Annotated in this window: 22 protein-coding genes; 13 read left to right on the top strand and 9 right to left on the bottom strand. The window is 63.1% G+C overall.

Annotated features, from left to right (window positions below; all coding sequences use genetic code 11):
* Positions 1-11: 11 nt before the first annotated feature.
* The gene (locus FHX14_RS25785) at positions 12-1,091 is read left to right on the top strand and encodes an ABC transporter ATP-binding protein (RefSeq protein ID WP_184379598.1); all 1,080 of its coding nucleotides are present in this window, start codon (positions 12-14) and stop codon (positions 1,089-1,091) included.
* A 5-nt stretch (positions 1,092-1,096) separates the two neighbouring features.
* Here the strand turns inward: FHX14_RS25785 and FHX14_RS25780 are convergent, their stop codons facing one another.
* From FHX14_RS25780 to FHX14_RS25750, 7 genes are all read right to left on the bottom strand, one after another.
* A complete protein-coding gene (locus FHX14_RS25780; RefSeq protein ID WP_184379596.1) occupies positions 1,097-1,930 on the bottom strand; it encodes an inositol monophosphatase family protein in 834 nt (277 codons plus the stop codon).
* Positions 1,931-2,041: 111 nt separating this feature from the next.
* Entirely contained in the window at positions 2,042-3,112 is a 1,071-nt protein-coding gene (locus FHX14_RS25775) for an ABC transporter ATP-binding protein (RefSeq protein ID WP_012560171.1), read from the bottom strand.
* On the bottom strand, positions 3,109-3,939 hold the full coding sequence (locus FHX14_RS25770; protein WP_184379594.1) for a carbohydrate ABC transporter permease: 831 nt from the start codon (positions 3,937-3,939) through the stop codon (positions 3,109-3,111). Before FHX14_RS25770 ends, FHX14_RS25775 begins: the two co-directional genes overlap by 4 nt.
* Positions 3,936-4,838 (bottom strand): sugar ABC transporter permease, encoded by a 903-nt coding sequence (locus FHX14_RS25765; RefSeq protein WP_003595640.1) that lies wholly within the window; start codon positions 4,836-4,838, stop codon positions 3,936-3,938. Before FHX14_RS25765 ends, FHX14_RS25770 begins: the two co-directional genes overlap by 4 nt.
* Before the next feature lie 305 nt (positions 4,839-5,143).
* Positions 5,144-6,376 carry a sugar ABC transporter substrate-binding protein gene (locus tag FHX14_RS25760; RefSeq protein ID WP_184379592.1) on the bottom strand — a complete coding sequence of 411 codons (1,233 nt, stop codon included), beginning with the start codon at positions 6,374-6,376 and terminating at the stop codon, positions 5,144-5,146.
* 62 nt (positions 6,377-6,438) lie between these two features.
* Positions 6,439-7,341: a sugar phosphate isomerase/epimerase gene (locus FHX14_RS25755; RefSeq protein ID WP_184379590.1), complete on the bottom strand. Its 903-nt coding sequence runs from the start codon at positions 7,339-7,341 to the stop codon at positions 6,439-6,441.
* 11 nt (positions 7,342-7,352) lie between these two features.
* A complete protein-coding gene (locus FHX14_RS25750) occupies positions 7,353-8,387 on the bottom strand; it encodes a Gfo/Idh/MocA family oxidoreductase (protein WP_184379588.1) in 1,035 nt (344 codons plus the stop codon).
* 215 nt (positions 8,388-8,602) lie between these two features.
* On the opposite strand from FHX14_RS25750, the gene FHX14_RS25745 reads away from it, so the two are divergent.
* The 4 genes from FHX14_RS25745 to FHX14_RS25725 all read left to right on the top strand — a co-directional run bounded on the left by FHX14_RS25745 (position 8,603) and on the right by FHX14_RS25725 (position 11,954).
* A complete protein-coding gene (locus FHX14_RS25745; protein ID WP_184379586.1) occupies positions 8,603-9,646 on the top strand; it encodes a substrate-binding domain-containing protein in 1,044 nt (347 codons plus the stop codon).
* 254 nt (positions 9,647-9,900) lie between these two features.
* Positions 9,901-10,182: a type II toxin-antitoxin system ParD family antitoxin gene (locus FHX14_RS25735; RefSeq protein WP_003595651.1), complete on the top strand. Its 282-nt coding sequence runs from the start codon at positions 9,901-9,903 to the stop codon at positions 10,180-10,182.
* Positions 10,172-10,483, top strand: coding sequence for a type II toxin-antitoxin system RelE/ParE family toxin (locus FHX14_RS25730; protein ID WP_003595653.1), 312 nt, complete (start codon positions 10,172-10,174; stop codon positions 10,481-10,483). The genes FHX14_RS25735 and FHX14_RS25730 overlap by 11 nt, the downstream gene beginning before the upstream one ends.
* Positions 10,484-10,736: 253 nt before the next feature.
* A complete protein-coding gene (locus FHX14_RS25725) occupies positions 10,737-11,954 on the top strand; it encodes an SfnB family sulfur acquisition oxidoreductase (RefSeq protein ID WP_184379584.1) in 1,218 nt (405 codons plus the stop codon).
* 78 nt (positions 11,955-12,032) lie between these two features.
* On the opposite strand, the gene FHX14_RS25720 is transcribed toward FHX14_RS25725, so the two are convergent.
* Complete coding sequence (locus FHX14_RS25720) at positions 12,033-13,241, bottom strand: acyl-CoA dehydrogenase family protein (RefSeq protein WP_003595656.1); 1,209 nt, start codon at positions 13,239-13,241, stop codon at positions 12,033-12,035.
* Positions 13,242-13,319: 78 nt separating this feature from the next.
* The gene (locus tag FHX14_RS25715; RefSeq protein WP_003595657.1) at positions 13,320-14,366 is read right to left on the bottom strand and encodes a substrate-binding domain-containing protein; all 1,047 of its coding nucleotides are present in this window, start codon (positions 14,364-14,366) and stop codon (positions 13,320-13,322) included.
* Between the two features lie 229 nt (positions 14,367-14,595).
* Between FHX14_RS25715 and FHX14_RS25710 the strand changes: the two genes are divergently transcribed.
* From FHX14_RS25710 to FHX14_RS25675, 8 genes are all read left to right on the top strand, one after another.
* Positions 14,596-16,080 carry a sugar ABC transporter ATP-binding protein gene (locus FHX14_RS25710; RefSeq protein WP_003595659.1) on the top strand — a complete coding sequence of 495 codons (1,485 nt, stop codon included), beginning with the start codon at positions 14,596-14,598 and terminating at the stop codon, positions 16,078-16,080.
* Positions 16,077-17,135 (top strand): ABC transporter permease, encoded by a 1,059-nt coding sequence (locus tag FHX14_RS25705; protein WP_003595660.1) that lies wholly within the window; start codon positions 16,077-16,079, stop codon positions 17,133-17,135. Before FHX14_RS25710 ends, FHX14_RS25705 begins: the two co-directional genes overlap by 4 nt.
* An 18-nt stretch (positions 17,136-17,153) precedes the next feature.
* Positions 17,154-18,551: an LLM class flavin-dependent oxidoreductase gene (locus tag FHX14_RS25700; RefSeq protein WP_184379583.1), complete on the top strand. Its 1,398-nt coding sequence runs from the start codon at positions 17,154-17,156 to the stop codon at positions 18,549-18,551.
* A gap of 124 nt (positions 18,552-18,675) precedes the next feature.
* The gene (locus FHX14_RS25695; protein WP_184379581.1) at positions 18,676-20,286 is read left to right on the top strand and encodes an ABC transporter substrate-binding protein; all 1,611 of its coding nucleotides are present in this window, start codon (positions 18,676-18,678) and stop codon (positions 20,284-20,286) included.
* A gap of 40 nt (positions 20,287-20,326) precedes the next feature.
* Entirely contained in the window at positions 20,327-21,316 is a 990-nt protein-coding gene (locus FHX14_RS25690) for an ABC transporter permease (protein WP_184379579.1), read from the top strand.
* Positions 21,313-22,146 carry an ABC transporter permease gene (locus tag FHX14_RS25685; RefSeq protein ID WP_184379577.1) on the top strand — a complete coding sequence of 278 codons (834 nt, stop codon included), beginning with the start codon at positions 21,313-21,315 and terminating at the stop codon, positions 22,144-22,146. Before FHX14_RS25690 ends, FHX14_RS25685 begins: the two co-directional genes overlap by 4 nt.
* Positions 22,143-22,937 (top strand): ABC transporter ATP-binding protein, encoded by a 795-nt coding sequence (locus FHX14_RS25680; protein WP_184379575.1) that lies wholly within the window; start codon positions 22,143-22,145, stop codon positions 22,935-22,937. Before FHX14_RS25685 ends, FHX14_RS25680 begins: the two co-directional genes overlap by 4 nt.
* Positions 22,934-23,713, top strand: coding sequence for a dipeptide/oligopeptide/nickel ABC transporter ATP-binding protein (locus tag FHX14_RS25675; RefSeq protein ID WP_184379573.1), 780 nt, complete (start codon positions 22,934-22,936; stop codon positions 23,711-23,713). Before FHX14_RS25680 ends, FHX14_RS25675 begins: the two co-directional genes overlap by 4 nt.
* Positions 23,714-23,720 lie beyond the last annotated feature (7 nt).

Here is a 23,720-nt window from a genome sequence, read left to right as displayed (position 1 = left end):
AAGGTTTGAGAATGGCACATCTGGCGATTGAGAGCGTTTCGAAGCTGTTCGGAACCACCTTTGCCGTGAACGACTTTTCGCTCGAAGTCGGCGACGGCGAACTTGTCTGTCTGCTCGGCCCCTCCGGCTCCGGTAAGTCGACGCTTCTCAGAATGATCGGCGGCTTCGAGCGTCCGAGCGGCGGAACGATCCGCATCGATGCCAGGGATGTGACGAACCTGCCGCCCGAGCGACGTCCGACCGGCATGGTGTTTCAGAGCCACGCGCTCTGGACGCATATGGATGTCTTCAACAATATCGCCTTCGGCCTGAAGCTGCGGCGGCTGCCGAAATCCGAAATCCGTGCGCGCGTCGAGAACGCACTTGATATGGTCGGCCTTGCCGATTACGGGCGGCGGATGACGACGCAGCTGTCGGGCGGGCAGCAGCAGCGCGTGGCGCTTGCGCGTTCGCTGGTGCTCGAGCCGAAGATCCTGCTGCTCGACGAGCCCTTCGCCAGCCTCGACCAGCACCTGCGCGAAAGGCTGCGGGAAGAAGTGCGCGATATCCAGCAGCGCCTCGGCATAACCACGCTCTTCGTTACCCATGGCCAGGACGAGGCCCTGGCGCTTGCCGACCGCATCGTCGTCATGCGCGACGGACGCACCGAGCAGATCGCGCCGCCGAGCACCATCTACCGGCAGCCGCAGACGGCCTTCGTCGCCGGTTTCATCGGCTCGATGAATTTCGTCCAGAGCCGCACCCGAAACGGCGTCTGCGACCATCCGCTCTTCCCGCTTGCCGTTCCCGTCGAGGACGGGCCGGTGACGCTGGCCACCCGCCCGGAAGCGCTGACCATCCGTCCTTCGGACCGAGCGGACGCGGCCAGCGTCCATCGCATCGTCGATTTCGGCACGCACAAGATGGTCGATGTCGATCTTGCCGATGGCAGCCGCCTGAAGGCAATGGTGGCGCCCGACGATCGGATAGAGGCTGGGATGAAGGTCGAGCCGCGTTTTACGAGCTTCTTCGTCTTCCGCGACAATACGCTCGTTCACCAGGGAGCGCCGGCAAGGACCAGTGCGGAGCTCGGACGGTTGCTGCCGGTATAAAGCAATTACGCCTTCGCCAGGAAGCCTTCCCTGAGCCAGGGATACAGCGCCTTGCTGGCGGCGAGGATATCGCCCGGACCTTTGACGTCTGCGCCGGAAAACCGGGTGACGATGCCGCCCGCCTCTTCGACCATCAGCGCCGAGGCGCCGAAATCATGGATCGAAAGCCCGTCCTCGAAAAATCCGTCCAGCCGGCCGCAGGCGACATAGGCGATCGACAGGGCCGCCGAGCCGAGCCGGCGCACGCCTGCCGTATTGGCCATCAGCCGTTTGATGGCGTCGAAATAGGTCTCTTCGGCAACTGCCTTGACCTGGCCGGGGATCGGCAGGCCGGCGCCGATGAGCACGTTTTCGATGTCGCCGACATCGGCGCAGCGGATGCGCTCACCGTCGAGATAGGCGCCGCCGCCGCGCTCGGCGCTGAACAGCTCGTCCTGCATGGCGTCATAGACGACGCCGGCGACGAGCCTACCGCCCTCGGCGATCGCGATCGTCATGCCGAAATGCGGGAGGCCCCAGGCGTAATTGGTGGTGCCGTCGATCGGATCGATATAGATGATCGGCGTTTCCGGCCCCGCCGTGCGGTTGCCGACGGCTTCCTCGCCCTGAATGGCATAGTCCGGGAAGGCCTTGGTCATTTCGTCGACGATGATCCGCTCGACGGCGACATCGATCTCGGTCTGATAGTCGCGCGGCGCCTTGGCGAGCATTTCCCGAGAGGTTCGCCGCCGCAGCGAGCCGCGAGCGGTTTCGCCGGCCTTCACCACCGCTTCGGCAAGCACGACGAGACGGGACGACGCCGTTGGGGAAAGGCGCGCTGAAATCGGGGAGGATGTCATGATGAAGATCCGGATGCTGCAGATGTGACGGAGTGACTCGCGCGGGAGCAATCCCTTCGCAGAGGCTGATGATGGTTTAATGAAGCCGTCAGCGTCTCTGCGTCGGCGATGTTATATCACACGGTCCGTCGATGCGTCGAACAGATGGATCTGCCCCGGATCGATCGAAAGTCCGATCCTGTCTCCGGTCTTGACCCTGTCGCGGCGCGTCTCGACGATCGTCAATTCCGGCTGGGTTTCCGCGACGATGAAGGTCGACGAGCCGGTCGATTCGACGAAGGCGATCGGCACGTCGAAGCTGCCATGCCCGGCTTCGACGACGCCGATATGTTCCGGCCGGATGCCGGCGACGAGCTTGCGCCCGGGCTCGACGGCGCGCGATATCGCAAGCGTCTCTTTCACCGCACCGAAATCCAGGATCAGGCTCTTTCCATCCTCGGCGACGATCGCGGGGATGAAATTCATCGCTGGCGAGCCGATGAAGCCGGCGACGAACCGGTTTGCCGGCCGGTCGTAAAGTTCGAGCGGCGCGCCCTGCTGTTCGATGATGCCGTCGCGCATCACCACCACATGGTCGGCCATCGTCATGGCCTCGACCTGGTCGTGGGTCACGTAAACGAAGGTCGCGTTCAGCCGGTCGTGCAGCGACCGGATTTCCTTGCGCATATGAACGCGCAGCGCCGCATCGAGGTTGGAAAGCGGCTCGTCGAACAGGAAGGCCTTGGGATGGCGGATGATGGCGCGGCTCATGGCCACACGTTGGCGCTGGCCGCCGGAGAGCTCGCGCGGATAACGCTTGAGGAGATGCGAAAGACCCGTTGTCGCCGCCACCTCTTCCGCCGCCTTTTTGGCCTCCGCCTTGGCAATGCCGCGGATACGCAGGCTGTAGGTCAGGTTTTCCTCGACCGTCATATGCGGATAGAGCGCATAGGACTGAAACACCATGGCGACGTCACGCTTGCGCGGCGGCACGCCGTTCATCAATTCGCCGGCAATCCGGAGGTCGCCGGTCGAGATGCTTTCGAGGCCGGCAAGCGAACGCAGCAGCGTGGACTTGCCGCAGCCCGAGGGGCCGACGAGTGCGACGAAGGTGCCCTTGGCAATAGAAAGGTCGATGTTCTTCAGGGCGTGGAAGGCGCCGTAATATTTGTTGACGCCTCTGAGCTCGATCTGTGTGGTCATTTGAGGGCTCCAGAGGTGAGGCCGGATACGATGCGGCGCTGCAAGAGAACGAAGATGGCAAGGATCGGCGTCACATACATCGTGGCGTAGGCCATGATGTTGTTCCACTCATTAGTGTTCGGTCCCATGAAGGAGTTGAGACCGACGCTTGCCGGCTGAAGGTCGACCGCCTGGATCATCGACTTCGAATAGACGAATTCGCCGAAGGCCTGCATGAAGATGAGGATGGCGCTGACAAGAATGCCGTTGCGGGCGAGCGGCAGCACGATGTTGAAGAAGGCGCCGACGCGCGAATTGCCATCAACGAGGGCCGCTTCCTCCAGTTCCTGGGGAACGCTCATGAAGGTGGCGCGCACCAGGATGACGAAGAAGGGCATGCTCTTGGCCGCGACCGCGATGATGACGGCGAGCCGCGGATAGGAGAGCATGCCGATCTGCGAGAAGCCGACGAAGATCGGCGTGATCATCAGCGAGGCCGGCAGAACCTGCAGCATCAGGATCAGGAACAGACCGATATCCACCCAGACATTGCGGTATCTGGCGAGCACATAGGCGCAGCCGACGCCGAGCACGGTGATAAGCGCCATGGAGCCGAGAGCGATGACCAGCGAGTTCCAGAGATAGCGGCCCATGTCGCGGCTTTCCCAGACAGTGGTGTAGGTGCCCCATTGCGGGGCGGCCGGCCAGAAGCTGGGTGGCGTCGCGAACATTTCCGAGCCGCTTTTCAGCGCGGTGATGTACATCCAGTAGAGGGGGAAGAGGTAGATCGCCGCCATGATGATCGATATTGCCAGCATCAGGCGGTCGCGGTTCGTCGTCGTGCTCATCCGCGCACCTCATGGCGTGTGGACCGGACATAGACTACCGATGCGAACATGACGAAGACGATCATGATGACGGAGATCGTCGCCCCCTTGGCGAAATCATATTGCCGGAAGGAAAGATCCCAGGCCCAATATTGCGTGACGTTCGACGAATTGTTCGGCCCGCCCGAGGTGATGGCGGCGAAAAGATCGAACTGCTGCAGGGTGAAGATCAGGCCGAGCGCGATGATGGCGCCGATGGTCGAGCGCATCATCGGCAGCGTGATCGTCCAGAAGCGCTGCCAGACATTGGCGCCGTCGAGTTCGGCCGCTTCATAAAGATCGGCGGGAATGCCGGCGAGGCCGACGGACAGCAGGATCATGTTGAACGAGGTGCCGAGCCAGATATTGGCGATGATCACCGCATAGAGCGAATAATGCGGGTCCGAGCGCCAGAAGATATTGCCGGAGATGATGCCGCTTTCCCTCAGGATGAAATTCAGCACGCCGAAATCGCCTGAGAGAATCCAGTTCCAGATGGCGCCGACGACGAGGCCGGGCATCACCCAGGAGACGAGGAACAGGCCGCGCATCCACGAGGCGCCGGGAAAATTGACCCAGAAGAACAGCGCCAGGCCGAAGCCGATCAGGAACTGTCCGGCGATCGAGCCGGTGACGAAGATGACGGTGTTGTAGAGGATCGGCAGCGTTTCCGGCTGCGCGAAGAGGTCGGTATAATTCTTGAAGCCGACAAAGGGACGCGAGAAGGTCCCGAGGCTGAACATGTCGACCTCCTGGAAACTCATCACCACATTGTAGATGAGCGGAAGCCCCGCCATCAGGAACAGAAAGCCGAGCGGGAAAGCGACGAGCACGATATCGAAACCGCGGCCGTCCCTGACGCTCATCAGGATCCTCTTCATGCGTCCTCCGATGCTCCGATCGGGGCCGCCTGGCGCATGATGCGATAGACGGCCCCTGCCGGGAGGAAATGGTTGATCTGTCTCTTCTCCCCAGCGGGGAGAAGGTGGCCCGAAGGGTCGGATGAGGGGGCGGCGAGTTCGGCGGCAATTGTTCTTCACTTGCGTTCAGAACGTTCGTCGCTGGCGTCCCTCACCCCCCTCATCTGCCCTTCGGGCATCCGTACCTGGGTCGAGCCACGTGTCTCGCCCCGTCCTTCGGACCCCCGCCGGGGAGAAGAGGGAGCGAACGGCTGGCTCGACGCTAGCTAGCCCAATACAGACTTGATCTTATCCGCGGCCTGGTCGAGCGCGTCCTTCGGGCTCATCTGGCCGGTCAGCGCCGCCTGGATGGCGTCCTGGATCGCCTTGGAGATCTTCGGCCATTGCGGGTGCGGCCCGCGCGGCTTGGCGTATTTCAGCTGTTCGAGGAAGACCTTGAGGGCGGCGTCCTTCAGCGGCTGGCCGCTCTCGGGGATGGAGATGTCGGAACGGGCCGGAAGCTGACCGAAGTTCTTGAACATCTTGTCGTCCTGCGAGGCGAAATATTCGAGCGCCTTGAAGGCTTCGGCCGGATGTTTGCTGCTGGCGAAGATCGCCCAGTTGAAGTCGCCCATGGCCGAGGAGCGCTCAGCCCCTTCCTTCGGAACCGGAAGCAGGGTGACGCCCCAGTCGAATTTCGCTTCCTGCGTCATGCGGTCGAGTTCCCAGGGACCGGAGATCGCCATGGCCGCATTGCCGGAGTTGAACGTGCCGGTGGAATCCCACTGGCCGCGTGTCAGCGTATCCGGAGAAGCGAGCTTCTCGTCCATGATCGTCTTCCAGATCCCGAGCGCCTTCACCGCGCCGTCGGCATTGATATGCTCATAGCTGCCGCCGCCCATCTGCGCCCAGGGCAGGAACTGGAAGGTGCCCTCCTCGTTGGCCTTGGCCGAAAAAGCCAGGCCGTAGACGTTCTTGGCGGGGTCGGTCAGCTTGCGCGCATCCTCGACCAGTTCGTCCCAGGTCTGCGGCGGCTTGTTCGGATCGAGGCCCTTGGCCTTGAACATGTCCTTGTTGTAGTAGAGCGCGATCGTGTTCGTCGCCTTCGGCACGCCGTAATATTTGCCGTCCCATTCCACCGATTTCAGCGGGCCGGGGAAATAATTGTCCGGCTTGATGACGGTCGACTTGGCGATCATGTCGGTGAGGTCGAGGAAGGCGCCGCGCGATGAGAACATCGCATGCTCGGGATTGTCGACGGCGATGATGTCGGGCGCCTGGCCGGTGGCATAGGCGCGCATCGCCTCGGTGACGACGTCGTCGAACTGGATCAGCCGATATTCGATCTTGATGCCGTTGTTCTGGGCGTTGAATTCCTTGACGAGATTGGGCGCCGGCTGGGTGTCCTTGTCCAGCGACCAGAGCGTCAGCGTGACGTCCTCGGCTTTGGCCGAAAGGCCGAAGAGTGAAACGCCTGCAAGCGCCAGAGCGCCGAGAATTGCATATTTGCGGATAGCCATGGTTCTCCTCCTTTGTGGTTATCCCCGGTTCCGGCGATTCCTCCTTGCCGGAACCGATTTCATTAGGCCGGATCGGCGACGAATTCGCCGCCCCGGGCATGCTTGAGATGGTTGAGCGCATAGACCTGGCCGGTCATTTCGAGTTCGTCGCGATAGACCGGATCGTGCCAGCCTTCGATGTCGATCGAGCCGGACCAGCCGGCAAGCCGCAGCTCGGAAATAATGTCGGTCCAGTTACTGTCGCCGAAGCCCGGCGTGCGCATGAAGACGAATTTTTCCTTGCCGAAAATGCCGTGTTCCTTGATGACCTCCCAGCGGATGGTCGCGTCCTTGCCGTGAACGTGGAAGAATTTATGCGCCCATTTGCGGATCTGCGGCATCGGGTCGATCAGATAGACCATCTGATGGCACGGCTCCCATTCCAGCCCGATATGATCATCCGGCGTCTCGTTGAAGATCAGTTCCCAGGCATCTGGATTATGGGCGATGTTCCAATCGCCGCTTTGCCAGTTGCCGTCCATGGCGCAATTTTCGAAGGCGATCTTGATGCCCTTGTCGGCGGCGCGCTTGGCAAGCTCGCTCCAGATCTGCTTGTAGCGGGCCAGGCTGTCGGTCAGCGGCTTGCCGCGGACGCGGCCGGTGAAGCCGGCAACGCAGGTCGCGCCGAAATGATGGGCATTGTCGATGCAGTCCTTCCAGCCCTGCAGGGTCTCGAGGTCGATGGCGCTCTCTTCCAGCGGATTGCCGAACATGCCGAGCGTCGAGATGGTGATGTCGCGGTCGCCGATCGCGTCGAGGCAACGCTTGCCGAGCTCGGCAAGGTTCTGGCCCTTGGTCGTCTGCCAGAAGAAGGGTTCGAAGCTTTCGAAGCCCATGTCGGCGATCTCGCCGATGCGCGTGGCGGCATCGCCCTTGTTGCCGCTGACCATGGTGCCGATGCGAATGGATTTTGCAGGGTTGCTCACGTCACGTCATCCTATGCTGAAATTTCGATACGCTTGCCGGTCTTGGCGCTTTCGATCGCGCCGAAGACCATGGCGAGGCTTCTGATATTGTCGGAATTGACCGTCTCGGGCTGTTTGCCGGTGCGGATCGCCGCGATGAAATCGGCAATGACGCTGGCGTGGCCGTGGGTTTCCGCGTCATGTTCCGGGCCGGGAACGTTTACGGAAGTAGAGCCGCGCAAAAGGCCGGGTTCCTTGCCGGCAACGGTCGCGTTGAATTTCTCCTCGCCGTCCCAGGTGAGCATGCCCTTCGAGCCGACGAGGCGCCACCGGCTTTCCCAACTAGTGCGCTCACCCTCGGCGCACCAGGAGCCGCGATAGGTGAAGACGATATCGTCGGAAAACTCGAAGATGGCATTGGCCGAAGCACCGTGCCGGTACCACGACCCCTTCGGATTGCGCTCGACGCAATAGACGGCAAGCGGCTTGCAGTCGGCGACATAGCGGGCGGCATCGAAGGTGTGAATCGCCATATCGAGCAGCAGGACATTGTCCATCTCCTCGCGGAAACCGCCGAAATGCGGTGCGAGGAAAAAGTCGCAATGGATGCCGGTGAGTTCGCCGATGGCGCCGCTGTCGACGAAACGGCGCAGGCGGCGGATGCCGGATATGAAGCGACGGTTCTGGATGACGGCGTGGATGCGGCCGGTTTGCGCGGCGAGATCGACCAGCGCGGCGCCCTCGGTGAGCGAGGCGGCCATCGGCTTTTCGCTGAGCACATGGCAGCCGGCCTCGAGCGCCGTCGAAACGACATCGTAACGGGCGGCCGGAATGACGATGTCGAAGACCAGGTCGGCCTTGGTGGCAGCGATGACCTCGGAGAGATCCGAACCGATGACGGCGCTCTCGAGGCCGAACTCGGCGGCAAGCTTTTCCGCCGTCTCGCGGTTGAGGTCGACGAGGCCGACAATGGCAATGGAGTCAGCCAGTTGAGGGTTGGACGCGATGGCGCGCAACCAACCTTTGGACATAGCTCCGCACCCGCACAGAATGGCACTGAATTTCACGATTTCCTCCGGGGAATGGCGCCAACTCTCCTGGTGACACGCACTCCGTAAACGTTTACGAATGTTGGCGGAAAGACTTTGCGATGTCAAGAGACGCCAAATACGAAATTGCGGACCCGGATCCGGATGGATCTAAATCAGAGAAGGAGGAGCATGATGTCGTCCGAAAACCGCGCAGTTTTAGGACGACATCATGCTCCAGGAAAAAGCGGCCGATGAAGGGGATTCGCCAGCTTGCCGAACACCTGGATATTTCGATCGGCACGGTCTCCCGGGCGCTGAATGGCAAGCCCGATGTCAATGAGGAAACCCGGCAGCGCGTGCTGGCGGCGGCCGAGGAACTCGGTTACGTCGCCAACCAGTCGGGACGGAGTCTCAGACAAGGAGAGACAAAGGTCATCGGGCTGATGATCGAATCCAGCATGGAGTCGGTCGAAAATGCCGACAACTTCTTCCTCGGCGTCACCAGCGGCCTGCAAAGCGTCTTTGCCCGCCACAAACTCGACCTGATCATGCTGCCCTGCCCGAGCGACGAGGATCCGCACGAATATCTGAAGCGCATTGTGGCGCGCCACATCGTCGATGCAATGATCATCTCGAATACGCAGCGCATCGACCGGCGCATCGATCTTCTGTCGCGGGCAAAGATCCCCTTCGTTGCGGTCGGCCGCAGCCTTTCCCCAGGCAATTTCCCCTGGATCGATCTCGATTTCGAAGGCGTGGCCGAGCGCGCCGTCGACCGGCTGGTCGCGCGCGGCCACCGCCGGATTGCAATCACGGCGCCGTCGAGCGAGGTCAACCTCGGCTATCTCTTTCTCGAGAGTTATCGCCGCGCACTCGAACGCCACAATATTGCTTTCGATCCGTCGCTCGTCATCCGCGTCAAGTCGAGCGAACAGGGCGGCTATCAGGCGGCGCATGAACTGCTTCTGCTTGAAGGACGGCCGACGGCGGTGATCCTGATCTACGAACTGATGGCGATCGGTCTTTATCGCCGCCTGATGGAATCGGGCGTCATGCCCGGCCGCGACCTTGCGGTGATCGGTTTCCGTGACGCGCCGCGTGCGCGGTTCCTGGAACCCTCGCTCAGTTGCTTCCGCATGTCGCTCTACGATCTTGGCGTCGCGCTCGGCCAAATGCTTCTCGCCAACATGCCGGCCTATCGCGCGTTCTATCCTGAAGGGGGGCGCAATATTGTCTGGCCGCTTGAACTGGTGCCGGGCGAAAGCGATGCCTTTCACGTGGGAGCCATGGCCTGATCGCTCTTTGCCGATCTTATGAAGCGGATCGCCGCCGCGGCGCTGGAACATGGGCTGAAACTCGTGACCCGCAATGTCGCGTATTTCATCCTGCTTGGCGTCGAATGCATCCGGCCCTGACGTTTTGCCGGCACGCGGCGCTGAGCGACCGGCGACTACGGTTGGAAAATCTCCGGAATCGAATTGAGATGGGTACTTGGCAGAGTGTCGAGACGGTAGTAAACTTTACTACTATAAGGTCCAGGAGACGTGAAATGCCGAATGTCGAGAAAGTGAGCGTGGCCGTTACCACGCATCAGGCGGCCCTGCTTCGCGACGCGGTCAAGACCGGCGCCTACGCCACCACAAGTGAAATCGTGCGCGAAGCAGTCCGCGACTGGGAGGCCAAATGGGAAGCTCGGCAGGCTGATGCCAAACGCTTGCGGGAACTTTGGGACGAAGGCAAGGCCAGCGGCGACCCCGTGCGGGTCGATTTCGACAAACTCCGCGAAGAGGCTCGTCAGGAACTGAGCGCTGCCCTGAACAATGCCCGTTGATCTCGTTTGGTTGCCCCAGGCCCTGGCCGACGTTCGTGACATCTATGTCCAGGTCGGTCTGGAACAGCCGCAGGCAGCCGAGCGGCTTTTTGATAACTTCGAGCGGAAGGCGAAGTTGCTGATCGAGCAGCCGCGTATCGGCAGGCGCCGACCGGAAATCCGGCCGGGCGCGCGCATGTTGGTCGAAGCGCCGTTTGTTGTGCTCTATGAGACCGTTCCGGACACGGACGAAGGACCCATCCAAACCGTCAATATCGTGCGCGTCCTTCACGGCAGGCGTGATCTCGCATCACTCGATTAAGCTGGCGCGCGACGCGGGAGCATCTGATGCTTCTCAAATACCTCAGTCTTCTCCATTTGCAGAATATTAGAAGGTGGAAATTTCATCGTCCCCCGGGCGCGTCGCCGCGCGAAGGTTGGAGCGCAACCCTAACCACGGCCGTCGAAGGGAATAAGCAAACACTTTTTATTTTCTATCACATCTATAGAATTTGTACTCTTATCTCGGCGTTCGATTTCTTTCACCGATAGGATCGTCAGAATTGGAGACATCGATGAATACCGTGCTGAGGCAAGCAGATCAGATCCGGCCCGTGGCCGACCGTATCGGCAGCGATGAGGAGGCGGTTGAAACCGCCCGAAAGCTGGCGGCGCAATTTGCCGCGCGCGCTGCCGCGCGCGACGCCGATCGGATCCTGCCTTTCAGCGAACTCGATCTCCTCGCGCGGTCCGGTCTTCTGGCGATCACCGTGCCGGCGCAATATGGCGGGCTCGACGTCTCGAACGCGGTGCTTGCCGAGATCACGGCGATCCTGTCGCAGGCGGACGGCTCGATCGGCCAGATCCCGCAGAACCATTTCTATATTCTCGAGGCGCTCAGAACCGACGGCAGCGAGGAGCAGCAGCGCTATTTCTTCGGCCGGGTGCTTGCCGGCGACCGTTTCGGCAATGCGCTTTCCGAGCGCGGCACGAAGACGGTCGGCCATTACAACACGCGTATCACCCGTGACGGCCCGGGCTACCGGATCAACGGCCGCAAATTCTATTCCACAGGCGTGCTCTTCGCTGACTGGATCACCGTCTTCGCGCTCGATGCCGAGGAGCGGCTGACCATGGCCTTCGTCCCGAAGGGCACCGAGGGTGTCGAGATCGTCGACGACTGGGACGGCTTCGGCCAGCGCACCTCCGGCAGCGGCACGACTGTTCTCGACAATGTCTATGTCAGCGCCGATTCCGTCGTCTTCCATCACAAGGGCTTCGAGCGGCCGACGACGATCGGCTCCGTCGGCCAGATCATCCATGCGGGCGTCGATCTCGGCATTGCTCGGGCGGCCTTCGCCGAAACGCTGGAGTTCGTCAGGACGAAATCGCGCCCCTGGATGGATAGCGGCCTCGACCGCGCCTCCGACGATCCGCTGACGATCGCCAAGGTTGGCCAGATCGCCATCCGGCTCGAAGCGGCAACCGCCCTTGTCGAGCGCGCCGGCCACAAGGTCGATGCCGCGCAGGTCGAGACGACCGAGCAGAAAGTGATCGAGGCAACGCTTGCGGTCGCCGCCGCCAAGGTGCTGACGACGGAGGTGGCGCTCGAGGCGTCGAATACGCTCTTCGAGCTTGCCGGAACCTCGTCGGTACAAACAGGCCTCAATCTCGACCGCCATTGGCGCAACGCCCGCACCCACACACTGCATGATCCGGTGCGCTGGAAATACCACGTCGTCGGCAACTATCATCTGAACGGCGTGACGCCGCCGAAGAACGGCGCGCTCTGAGGCTGCGCCTCGTTCCAAACGAAAACCCCGCTGCCGGGCCCGGCTGTGGGGTTTTGCTTTCGATATGGCACACCAGCCTCAGCTGTAGAGACTGACCTCCGGTATCCTGTCGTTCAGCACGAACTCGCCGACTTCCTTGGCCTTGTAGAAGACCGGGTCGTGCAGCGTGTGGGTGCGGACATTGCGCCAGAACCGGTCGAAGCGGTATTTGTCGGCCGTCGAGCGCGCGCCCGTCAGTTCGAAGACGCGCGAGGTGATGTCGAGCGAGACATGGGTGGCATGGACCTTGGCGGCATAGGCTTCGGCCGCCGCCTCGCCGCGCTCGCGCGCCGTCACGTCGCGGCCGCGGTCGAGACCGGCCTGCACGGCCGCTGCCGCATTGTCGGCAAGAGCGGCCGAGGCCTTCAGCGCCGCGGTGAATTCGCCGACGCGTTCGAGGATATAGGGGTCGTCGGCTGCGCGCTCGACGCCTGACGTAATCCACGGCCGGGTCGTGGTGCGGACATAATCGACGGCCGCCTGCAACGCGCCTTCGGCGGTGCCGAGATAAAAATTGACGAAGACGAGCTGGATGAAAGGCGTGTTGAAGGTCGACAGCACCGGCGGCGCCACGTCGGGCGCTGTGGGTGCGCCGACGAAATCCTCCTCGTAGACGGGGAAATCGTGGAACTCGACGCTGCCGCTGTCGGACAGGCGCTGGCCGATATTGTCCCAGTCGTCATTGGCGACGTAGCCCGGGCGATTGGTCGGCACGGCAAAGCCGGCGATCTTGTCGTCGAGCGCCGCATTGGCATTGATATAGTCGGAGACCCGCGCCGCCGTGGAGAAGGATTTGCGGCCGTTCAGCACATAGCCGTTGCCGCGGCGAGTCAGCACCAGTCCGGGATCGCGGGGATTGACGGCTGCACCCCAATAGAGGTTTTTCGCCACCGTTTCGCTGCCCAGCGCATGGGCGCGCGCTGCATCGAGCGCCCAGTAGACATACTGGCTGTTGACGTAATGGTAGCCGAGCAACTGGCCGATCGAGCTCTCGCCACGGGCGAGAATGCGTACCAGCCTCAGCCCGTCGACCCAATCGAGGCCGCCGCCGCCGATCTCTATCGGATGCAGCGCATTGAGCAGTCCGGCATTCTTCAGCTTGACGATTTCTGCAAGCGGCGGGCGACCGTCGCGGTCGAGTTCGGCCGCGCGCTGGGAAAGGTCGGCCGAGATCTCCTCGGCGCGGGCAAACAGATCTTGCCGCGTTGGGTTGCGGCTCGCCGCGTAGACGACATTGGACTGGCTCATGGGCGGAACTCCAATTCTGCAAAAAGATGATCCGGCGCGAGCCGTACGCCCCCGCCGGAAGGATCGAGGTGAAAAGCCTTAGAACAGCTTGTCCGGGATCCAGGTCGCGGTCGCCGCATCGCTGGTGCTGAAGGCCGGGATCTTCTGCGCCAGATCCTCGATCGTCTTGACGCCGGCCGCGCGCAGGCTCTCCTGGGTCAGCAGCGTCGGTTTGACGGTGATCTGGTGAGGAACCGTCTGGCCGGCGATTTCGAGGGCGGCGGCGCGGATGGAGACGGCGCCGACGACGGCCGGATTGGTGGCGACGGTCGCAACCCACGGGCTGCCTTCCTCGGTGATCTCCTGGATATCGGCTGTGGAGACGTCGGCCGAATAGATCTTGAGTTTCTTCGATATGCCGAGATCGTTGGCGGCGAGTTTTACGCCGCGGGCGAATTCGTCATAGGGGGCGAAGACCACCGAAATATCCGGATTGGCAGTGAGCGCGGCCTTCGCCTGGTCGGCAGTCGAGGTCGCGGTGGTGTCGCTGACATTGCCGAAGCGGGCCTTTTCGACGACGCCCGCATTCTCCGACTTGAATTTGTCCCAAACCTCGTTGCGGCGATCGAGTGGCGCAAAGCCCGCGACATAGACGTAACCGGCGTTAAAACTCTTGCCGTTGTCCTTCACCACCTGTTCGAGCGCCAGCGAGGCAAGCTCGTGGTCGCTCTGCTCCACCTGCGGGATTTTGGGATTGTTGAGGTTGACGTCGAAGGCGACGACCTTGATGCCCTTGTCGAGCGCCTGCTGCACGACATCGCCAAGCGATTCCGGCAGGCCATGGTCGATGACGATGCCGGAGACGCCGAGATTGATCGCCTGCAGGATCTGTTCGCGCTGCTCGGCTGCATCCTGGCGCCCGGGGAAGATGCGCAGGTCGATATCAAGCGCCTTGGCCTGGGCCTCGGCGCCCGCCTGATATGCCTGGAAGAAATCGCCGGCCGAGATGTAGCTGATCAGCGCCACCTTGACGCCGCCCTTGTCGAAGGGCGCCGGAGCACCGGACAGGCCGTCGGCCTTTGCACCGTGAATGAAAATGAACGGAATGACGGCGGCAGACAGTGCAAGCCGTGCGAGGGATTTCATCGTCGCGTTCCTTTTAACAACAAGCGGCGTCGTCTGACAGGCAGCCCCCGCGACGCGTCAAGTTATTAGATATAATCTCTATGTTTTTAGTAGATTAAATGATCCGATTTTGCCGTCTGCGGGAGATTCTTTGTTTCCCCGGCGCTGTCCATCGGGGAAAGGCTTGCCTGGAATTCGACCGTCCGAACGGGGCACACTCCCGGGACAAATGCAGTCCCGGATCTGGTCGATGCCGCTTCTACACGTTGAAAACATAAGCCGCAGCTTCGGCTCGACGCGAGCGCTCGCCGGCGCCGATCTTTCGATCGAGCGCGGCGAGATCGTGGCGCTCATGGGCGCAAACGGCGCGGGCAAATCGACGCTGGTGAAGATCCTGTCCGGCGTGCTTCCGGCCGATGGCGGCGCGATCCGTCTTAAGGGCCGCCATTTCGCGCCGCAGAGCCCGGCCGAAGCGGCAAGGGCCGGTGTCGTTACGGTGCATCAATCGACGGATCTGGTCGGCGCCGCCGGCCTGACCGTTGCCGACGCCCTGCTTCTCAACCGTTTCGCCGATCGCAGCACGCCGTTCTTCGTCTCGCGCGCCGGCATCCGCCGCGCCGCACAGGCAATACTCGATGCAGCCGGCTTCAGCCTGCCGCTCGACCGTGATTTCGGCGAACTCGCTAGCGCCGACCGCCAACTCGTGGCGATTGCCCGGGCGCTCGCCAACCGCGCCGATCTCCTTATTCTCGACGAGCCGACGGCAAGCCTTGCCGGGGAAGAGAGCCGCCGCCTCTTCGATATTCTCCTGAGGCTTCGCGAACGGGGCCTGGCGATCCTCTATATATCGCATCGCACCGCCGATCTCGAAGCGATCGCCGACCGCGCGCTCGTCATGCGCGGCGGCCGCGTCGTCGGCACCTTCTCGCGCCCGATCGATTTTTCCAGCGCCATCGAGACGATGATCGGCCGCAGGCTGGATGCGGCGCGGCCGGATGCGCGCGCCGCGACCGGCCCGGCAATCTTCGAGATGCGCAGTGCCCGCCTGCTCGCCGAGGGTGCGTCCTTCGACCTGTCGCTCCATGAGGGCGAGGTCGTGGCGGTGGCCGGCGTGCTCGGCGCCGGCAAGAGCCGGCTGCTTCAGGCGATTTTCGGCGTGACGGCGCTTGAGGGCGGCGCAATGTTTCTCGACGGCCGGCCTTACCGGCCGAGAAGCCCGGCCGAAGCGATTGCCGCAGGCGTTGCGATGGCCGCTGAAGACCGTCATCGTTCCTCGCTGATGCCGCCGGCGTGGCCCGGCCATTCACTGGCGGCGACGATCAGCCTGCCGCATCTCTCCAAATGGTATCCGCGCGGTTTCCTTGTCGGCGGGCGCGAACGACGCGAGGCCGAACAGGCGATTTCCCGTTTCGGCATCAAGGCCGCCGGCCCGCTGGCCTCGGTCTGGTCGCTCTCCGGCGGCAACCAGCAGAAGGCGGTGATTGCCCGCTGGGAGGCGGAGCCAAGCCGGCTTCTGCTGCTCGACGAACCTTTCCAGGGCGTCGATGTCGGCGCCCGCCGCGACATCATTCAGGCAATCCGCGCCCGCACCGACCGGGCGACGCTGATCGCGACCTCCGATCCGGAGGAGGCCTATGAGGTGGCCGACCGCATCCTCGTCATCGATCGCCATCTGCTTAGCCCCGCCGCAGGCGGACTAGCCGCTCCTTTCGCCATTCAGGGAATATCCGCATGACGACGATCGACGACGACGCTCTTTCAAAGACCGCCCGGCCACGGGCGTCGCCGCAAACCGCTGGCGGCCATCTTGCCGCTCTCGGCGCGTTTCTGCGGGCCGGCGCGGTGTTCATCCTGCTTGCGCTGCTCATCGTCGGTTTTACCATCGCCGAGCCTGCCTTCATCAATATCGCCAATCTGATGAGCATCCTGCAGGCGGTGTCGGTGGTCGCCATTCTCGGCGCCGGCGTCACCGTCACGCTTGCCGTCGGCGGTTTCGACCTGTCGATCGGCGCGGTCGCCGCATCGAGCGTGATGGCGGCGAGCTACGCGATGATCGTCTGGGGCCTCGACGCCTATGCGACGGTGGCGCTGGTGCTTGCCTTCGGCGCTCTGGTCGGGCTCGTCAACGCCTTCCTGATCGTGCGCCTGAAGGTGCCGGATCTGCTGGCGACGCTGGCGATGATGTTCCTGCTCTCCGGCCTGCAACTGATCCCCACAGCCGGCCGGTCGATTTCATCAGGTCTCACTTTGCCCGATGGTTCGAAGGCGACCGGCGCCTACGATCCGACCTTTCTACTGATCGGCCGCTACAGCATCCTCGGCACCCTGCCCGTTTCCGTCGTGCTGATGGCGACGGTCGCCGTCCTGCTTTTCGTTCTCACCGAACGCACCCGCATCGGCCGGCTGCTGTTTGCGACCGGGGGCAACGAGGTTGCCACCCGGCTCGCCGGGGCGTCGACCGTCAGGCTGAAGACGCTCGCCTATGTGTTGTCGGGCACGCTTGCCTCGCTCGGCGGCATCGTGATTGCCGCCCGCGTCGGGCGTGGCGACATCTCCTCCGGCGGCTCGCTGCTGATGGATTCGGTTGCCGCCGCTCTGATCGGTTTCGCGGTTCTCAACCTGCGGCGTCCGAACGTGCTTGGCACCATCGCCGGTGCCGTCTTCGTCGGCGTGCTGTTGAACGGTCTCACCATGCTGAACGCCCCCTATTACACCCAGGATTTCGTCAAGGGCGCCGTGCTCGTCGGCGCCCTGGCGCTGACCTACGGCCTTGGCCGCAGCAATCCTTAAATTCCGAGGAAGAAAGACATGACCCGTCAAATCAGGCTGAACGCCTTCGACATGAATTGCGTTGGACATCAGTCGCCGGGGCTCTGGCGCCATCCGCGCGACAAATCCTGGACCTACAAGGATCTCGATTACTGGGTGCATCTGGCAAAGACGCTGGAGCGCGGCAAGTTCGACGGGCTGTTCATCGCCGACGTGCTCGGCGTCTATGATGTGCTGAACGGCAATGTCGATGCGGCCCTTCGCCATTCGGCGCAGGTGCCGGTCAACGATCCACTGCAGCTTATCCCAACCATGGCCTACGCCACCGAGCACCTCGGCTTCGGCCTGACGGCCTCGCTTTCCTTCGAGCATCCCTACACTTTCGCCCGCCGGATCTCGACGCTCGATCATTTGACCAAGGGACGCGTCGGCTGGAATATCGTCACCTCCTATCTCAACAGCGGCGCGCTCAATATCGGGCAACCGGCGCAGACCCGGCATGACGACCGTTACGATCTTGCCGAGGAATATCTCGAGGTCTGCTACAAGCTCTGGGAGGGCAGCTGGGAGGATGGCGCCGTCGTCCGCGACCGGGAAGCAGGCATCTTCACCCATCCCGACAAGGTCCACCCGATCCGCCATTCCGGCCGGCATTTCAACGTGCCCGGCATTCACCTGAGCGAGCCCTCGCCGCAGCGCACGCCGGTGCTATACCAGGCCGGCGCCTCCAGCCGCGGCAAGGATTTCGCCGGCGCCCACGCCGAATGCATCTTCGTAGCGTCGCCCTCGAAACCCGTGCTGAAGCGCTACGTCGCCAATGTCCGCGAGGCGGCCGAACGCGCCGGCCGCAACCCGCGCGACATCCTCGCCTTCAACCTGCAGACCGTCGTCCTCGGCGAGACGGACGCCGAGGCGCAGCGGAAGTTCAACGAATACCGCAAATATGCCTCCTTCGAGGGGGCGCTGACACTGATTTCCGGCTGGACCGGCATCGATTTCGGCCAGTTCGGGCCGGATGAGGTGCTGCGCCACCGCCATACCAATGCGGTGCAATCGGCCGTCGAGACCTTCACCACTATCGATCCGACCAAGGAATGGACGGTGCGCGAAATGGCCGACTGGGTCGGCGTCGGCGGTTTCGGCCCGGTTTTCGTCGGCTCGCCGCAGACGGTCGCCGATCTGATGCAGGAATGGATCGAGGACACCGATGTCGACGGCTTCAACCTTGCCTATGCCGTGACGCCTGAGAGTTTCGAGGATGCTGTGGATTTGCTGGTGCCGGAACTGCAGAAGCGCGGCGTCTACAAGACAGACTATGCCAAGGGAACGCTGCGGGAAAAACTTGGGGGAGCGGGGCCGCGGCTTGCTGCGCCGCATCCAGGTGCCGCCTATCGCAATCTTTTCGCTGAGCCCGCACGCATCGCTGCCAGCGGTTAATCGAATAATGACTGGGTGACAAAAAATGTCTCGCAGAGCCCGGCCATTTCGAATTTAACCTCTATGACTATTGGCGTTTCGCCCTGAATATGGGCGCTTGGATTTTGATCGATCAGGAGGGCTCATGACCATTCCAGAAATCTCGCGGCGTACGCTGATGAAGGGCACCGCCCTTCTGCTTGCCTCGACGGCGCTCACCCGACAGGTGCTGGCGCAGGCCGCGCCCGCCGGCGGCCGGCTGATTGTTGCGGCCGATTCCGAACCGAAGAATCTCAATCCTGCCATCGTCGCCTCGAACGGCGTCTTCTTCATCGCCAGCAAGGTGATCGAACCATTGGCCGAAGCCTCGTTCGAGGGCAAGGGCGGGCTTGCGCCGCGGCTTGCCACCTCCTGGGAGGGTTCGGCGGACGGTCTCTCCGTTACCTTCAAGCTGCGCGACGGCGTTACTTGGCACGACGGCAAGCCGTTCACCTCACTCGATGTCGCCTTCTCCGCCCTCAACATCTGGAAGCCGCTGCAGAATCTCGGCCGCCTGGTCTTTGCCAATCTCGAAGCCGTCGATACTCCTGACGATTACACCGCCGTGTTCCGCTTCTCCAAGCCGACGCCGTTCCAGCTCATCCGCAACGCCCTGCCCGTCGTCACCAGCGTCGTTGCCAAGCACATCTTCGACGGCAGCGATATCGCCGCCAATCCGGCCAACAACACGCTCGTCGGCACCGGTCCGTTCAAATTCGCCGAATACAAGCCCGGCGAATATTACCGCCTGACGCGCAACGAGAACTACTGGGACAACGATCAGCCGAAGCTCGACGAGATCGTCTTCCGGGTGCTGCCCGACCGCGCGTCGGCCGGGGCGGCGCTCGAAGCCGACGAAATCCAGCTGGCTGCCTTCTCGGCGGTGCCGCTGGCCGATCTCGACCGCATCTCCAAAGTCGAGGGCATCAAGGTGATCTCGAAGGGGTATGAGGCCTTGACCTACCAGCTCGTCGTCGAGATCAATCACCGCCGCAAGGAACTCGCCGACCTCAGGGTCCGTCAGGCGATCGCGCAGGCGATCGACAAGAAATTCGTGGTCGACACGATCTTCCTCGGTTATGCCGCCGCCGCCACAGGCCCCGTGCCGAAGAATGCGCCGGAATTCTATACCTCCGATGTCGCGAGTTATGATTTCAATCCTGCCGCCGCCAACGATATTCTCGACAAGGCCGGGTACAAACAGGGAGCGGACGGCAACCGTTTCAAGCTGAAGCTTCGCCCCGCGCCCTATTTCAACGAGACCCGCCAATTCGGCGATTACCTTCGCCAGGCGCTTGCGGTGATCGGCATCGATGCGGAGATCGTCAACGCCGACGCGGCCGCCCATCAGAAGGCTGTTTATACCGACCACGATTTCGACCTCGCCATCGGCCCGCCGGTCTTCCGCGGCGATCCGGCAATCTCCACCACCATTCTCGTCCAATCCGGCACGCCTGCTGGTGTGCCCTTCTCCAACCAGGGCGGCTACGTCAATCCGGAGCTCGACAAGATCATCAAGCAGGCCTCCGAGACCGTCGACACGGCGGCGCGCACCGATCTCTACCGCAAGTTCCAGCAGCTCGTCGCCGCCGACTTGCCGCTGATCAACGTGGCGGAATGGGGCTTCATCACCGTTGCCCGCGACACCGTGCTCAACGTCTCCGACAATCCGCGCTGGGCCGTCTCGAACTGGGGCGATACCGCGCTGCAGTCGTGATAGGATCGGCGGCAATGCTCTTCCAGAGGCCCTGTCCGGCGTGAAACGTGCAATCATCCTCCTGAGGCGCAGGGCGATCAGCAGCATTCCGGTGCTGCTGATCGTGGTGGTCTTCACCTTTTTCCTGCTGGAATCCGCCTCGGGCGATGCTGTCGACGCCTATCTCGGCGCAATCGGCGGCGGCGATGCGGCACTCAGGCAGTCGCTGCGTGAGAGCTACGGTCTCGACCACTCCATGTTCGCCCGGCTCTGGCTCTATCTTTCCTCGCTGGCGCGGCTCGATCTCGGCTGGTCGGTCGCCTTCGGCCGGCCGGTCGCCGAACTCATCGCCGAACGGCTGCCCAATACGCTGCTGTTGATGGGCAGTGCGACCGCGCTTTCCTTCGGCCTCGGTTCGGCGCTCGGCATTCTTGCCGGGGCACGACCGGGAACCTCGCGCGACCGGCTGCTGTCGATCGGCTCGCTGATCGTCTATGCCATTCCGAGCTTCTGGCTCGGTCTCGTCCTTAGCATTGCCTTTTCGGTGAAACTGCGCTGGTTTCCGATTGCCGGCATCGAGACGATCGCTTCGGGCAAGACAGGGTTTTCCCGTGCGCTCGACATATCAGATCATCTGGTTCTGCCGGTTGGCGCCCTTGCCCTGATCTATCTCGCCTTGTTTCTGCGGGTAATGCGCGCCTGCATGGCCGAGGCCTGGAAATTGGATTTCGTCCTTTTCGCCCGCGCCAAAGGCCTGTCGCGCAGCCGCATCGTGCTGCGCCATGTCGCGCGCAACGCGCTGCTGCCGCTTGTCACCATGCTCGGGCTGCAATCGGCGGCCATGCTCGGCGGCAGCGTCGTCATCGAGAGCGTCTTTGCGATTCCGGGTTTCGGGCGCTTGGCGCAGGAGGCGGTCAACGGCCGCGACGCGCCCTTGTTGATGGGCATTATCGTCACCAGCGCCGTCCTCGTCATTTCGGTCAACTTCCTCGTCGATCTAGTCTATGCGGCGCTCGACCCGCGCATCGGCGCTTCGGAGTGCGGCGCATGAGCCGTCTCCGCCGCCTCCTCAACACGCCGGAAGGCATGATCGGGCTTGCGATCCTTATCGTCCTGCTTTTAGCCGGGTTCGCTGCTCCCATCATCTCGCCGGGTGATCCGCTGAGAATTGCCGGCCGGGCGCTGTTGCTGCCCTTCACCGATCCGGGCTTTCCGCTCGGCACGGATCGCCTGGGCCGCGACGTGCTTGCCGGCCTCATTTACGGCGCACGCACCTCGCTTGCCGTCGGCCTTGCTGCGGCTTTTTCGGCGATGATCCTCGGCGTCTGTGTCGGCATGGCCGCCGGTTTTGCCGGCGGGATCGTCGACGAGGCGCTGATGCGCGTGGTCGACGCCTTCCAGATCGTGCCGGGCTTCCTGCTCGCGCTTGCCTTCGTCAGCACCATCGGCGTTTCGACACCGGTCGTCGTGCTTGCCATCGCGCTCGGCGCCTGGGCCGATCCGGCGCGGCTGACGCGGGCGCAGGTGCTGGCGATCCGCGAGCAGGATTACGTCGCCTCTGCAAGGGTGATCGGCATGCATCCGGCCGAGATCGCCTTCCGGGAAATCCTGCCGAACGCTTTGCCGCCGGTGCTGGCGCTCTCGGCCACTATCGTTGCCGGCGCAATTCTCACCGAGGCAGCACTTTCCTTCCTTGGTCTTGGCAATCCCAATATCGCCACCTGGGGCTCGATGATCGCCGAGGGCCGCAGCGTGCTGCGTTCGGCCGCCTATCTCTCGGTCATACCGGGCGCGGCACTCGCCGTCACCGTGCTGGGCGTCCATCTGTTCAGCGAGGGTCTCGGCAAGGTGCTTGGCGATGCCGGCGGGAGGGCGTCATGAGCGGCACCTTCTGCAGCCTGCAGCAGTTTTCGGTCACCTACGGGCGCGGCAGGAGCAGTGCCGTCGCGCTCGACCATATCGATCTCGATATTGCTACCGGCGAAAGGCTGGCGATCATCGGCGAAAGCGGCTCCGGCAAAAGTACGCTCGCCCGGGCGCTCGCCGGTCTGCTGCCCGATGGGACCAAGGTCGGCGGCGAGATGCTGTGGCCCGCCCTCGGCCACCCGCCCCGCCCGGGCCGCGATTTCGGCTTCGTCTTCCAAGATCCGGGCACAAGCCTCAATCCCGTCCTCACGATCGGTGAGCAGATCGCCGAAGGCGCCAGGCGCCATCTCGGGCTCAGCTGGAAACAGGCCTCTCTCAGAGCCGAGGAACTGCTCGGGCGTGTGCGGATGCCCGAGCCCGACAAGGCGATGCGGGCCTATCCGCACCAGCTTTCCGGCGGCCAGCGCCAACGCGTGGCGATCGCCGCGGCAATCGCGGCAAGGCCTGCGCTGCTGATCGCCGACGAAGCGACGAGCGCCCTTGACGTCGTGGTCCAGGCCGAGATCATCCGCCTGCTCGACGGGTTGGTGCGCGAGGATGGCATGACGCTGCTCTTCATCACCCACGACATCGCGCTCGCCTCCGGCTTCGTCGACCGCATCGCCGTCTTTCGCGATGCGCGCCTCGTCGAGGCGGGCCCGGTCCATTCGGTGCTTTCGGCGCCCGAAAGCGGCTATACCGCGGCTCTCATCGCCAGCCATCGCGACCTTGCGACGCCGCCGCTGATCGCGGAGCTGTCCTCATGAGCCCGCTGCTTTCCATCGAAGGTATCTCCAAGGGCTTTTCGTCGGCAGGCCGACGGGTCGCGGCCCTCGACAATATCTCTCTGACGATCGCAGCCGGGGAAACGCTCGGTCTGGTCGGCGCCTCCGGCAGTGGAAAATCGACGCTGTCGCGCATCCTGCTGCGGCTTCTCTCCTGTGATGCCGGTGCGATCCGCTTCGAAGGAGAGGATTGGCTGACGCTGACGGGGGCTGCCCTGCGCCTCAGGCGGGCGCGCATGCAGATGGTGTTCCAGGATCCGCTGGCCGCCTTCAACCCGCTGGCGACTGTCGGTTCGGTGCTCGATGATCCCTTGCGCATCCACGCCGTCGTGTCGAAAGACCGGCGTGCCGGCGAAATCGTGATGCTCCTCCAACGTGTCGGGCTCACCGCCGATCATGCCCGACGGCCGGTGCGTGCTCTCTCCGGCGGTCAGCGCCAGCGCGTGGCGATTGCCCGGGCGATCGCCACGCGGCCGTCGCTGCTGGTGCTCGACGAGGCGGTCTCGGCGCTCGACGTCACCGTGCGCGGCCGCATCCTCGAACTTCTGGTCGATCTGCAGAAACAACAGGGCATTGCCTGTCTGTTCATTTCGCACGATCTTGCCGTCGTCCGCGCCGTCTCCCACCGCATCGCCGTCATGGATGGCGGGCGGATCGTCGAGACCGGCCCGGCAGCGGCAGTCGTCACTGCGCCGCAATCCGAGGCCGCCCGCGCCCTTGTTGCAGCCGTTCCTCGTCTCGTGACCGATCCGTCCTGAAGGAGAT

The organism is Rhizobium sp. BK619, assembly GCF_014195245.1.
GTDB lineage: Bacteria > Pseudomonadota > Alphaproteobacteria > Rhizobiales > Rhizobiaceae > Rhizobium > Rhizobium acidisoli.
Note: the sequence above shows the minus strand (reverse complement) of the source record. Positions and strands in the feature narration are given on the sequence as shown.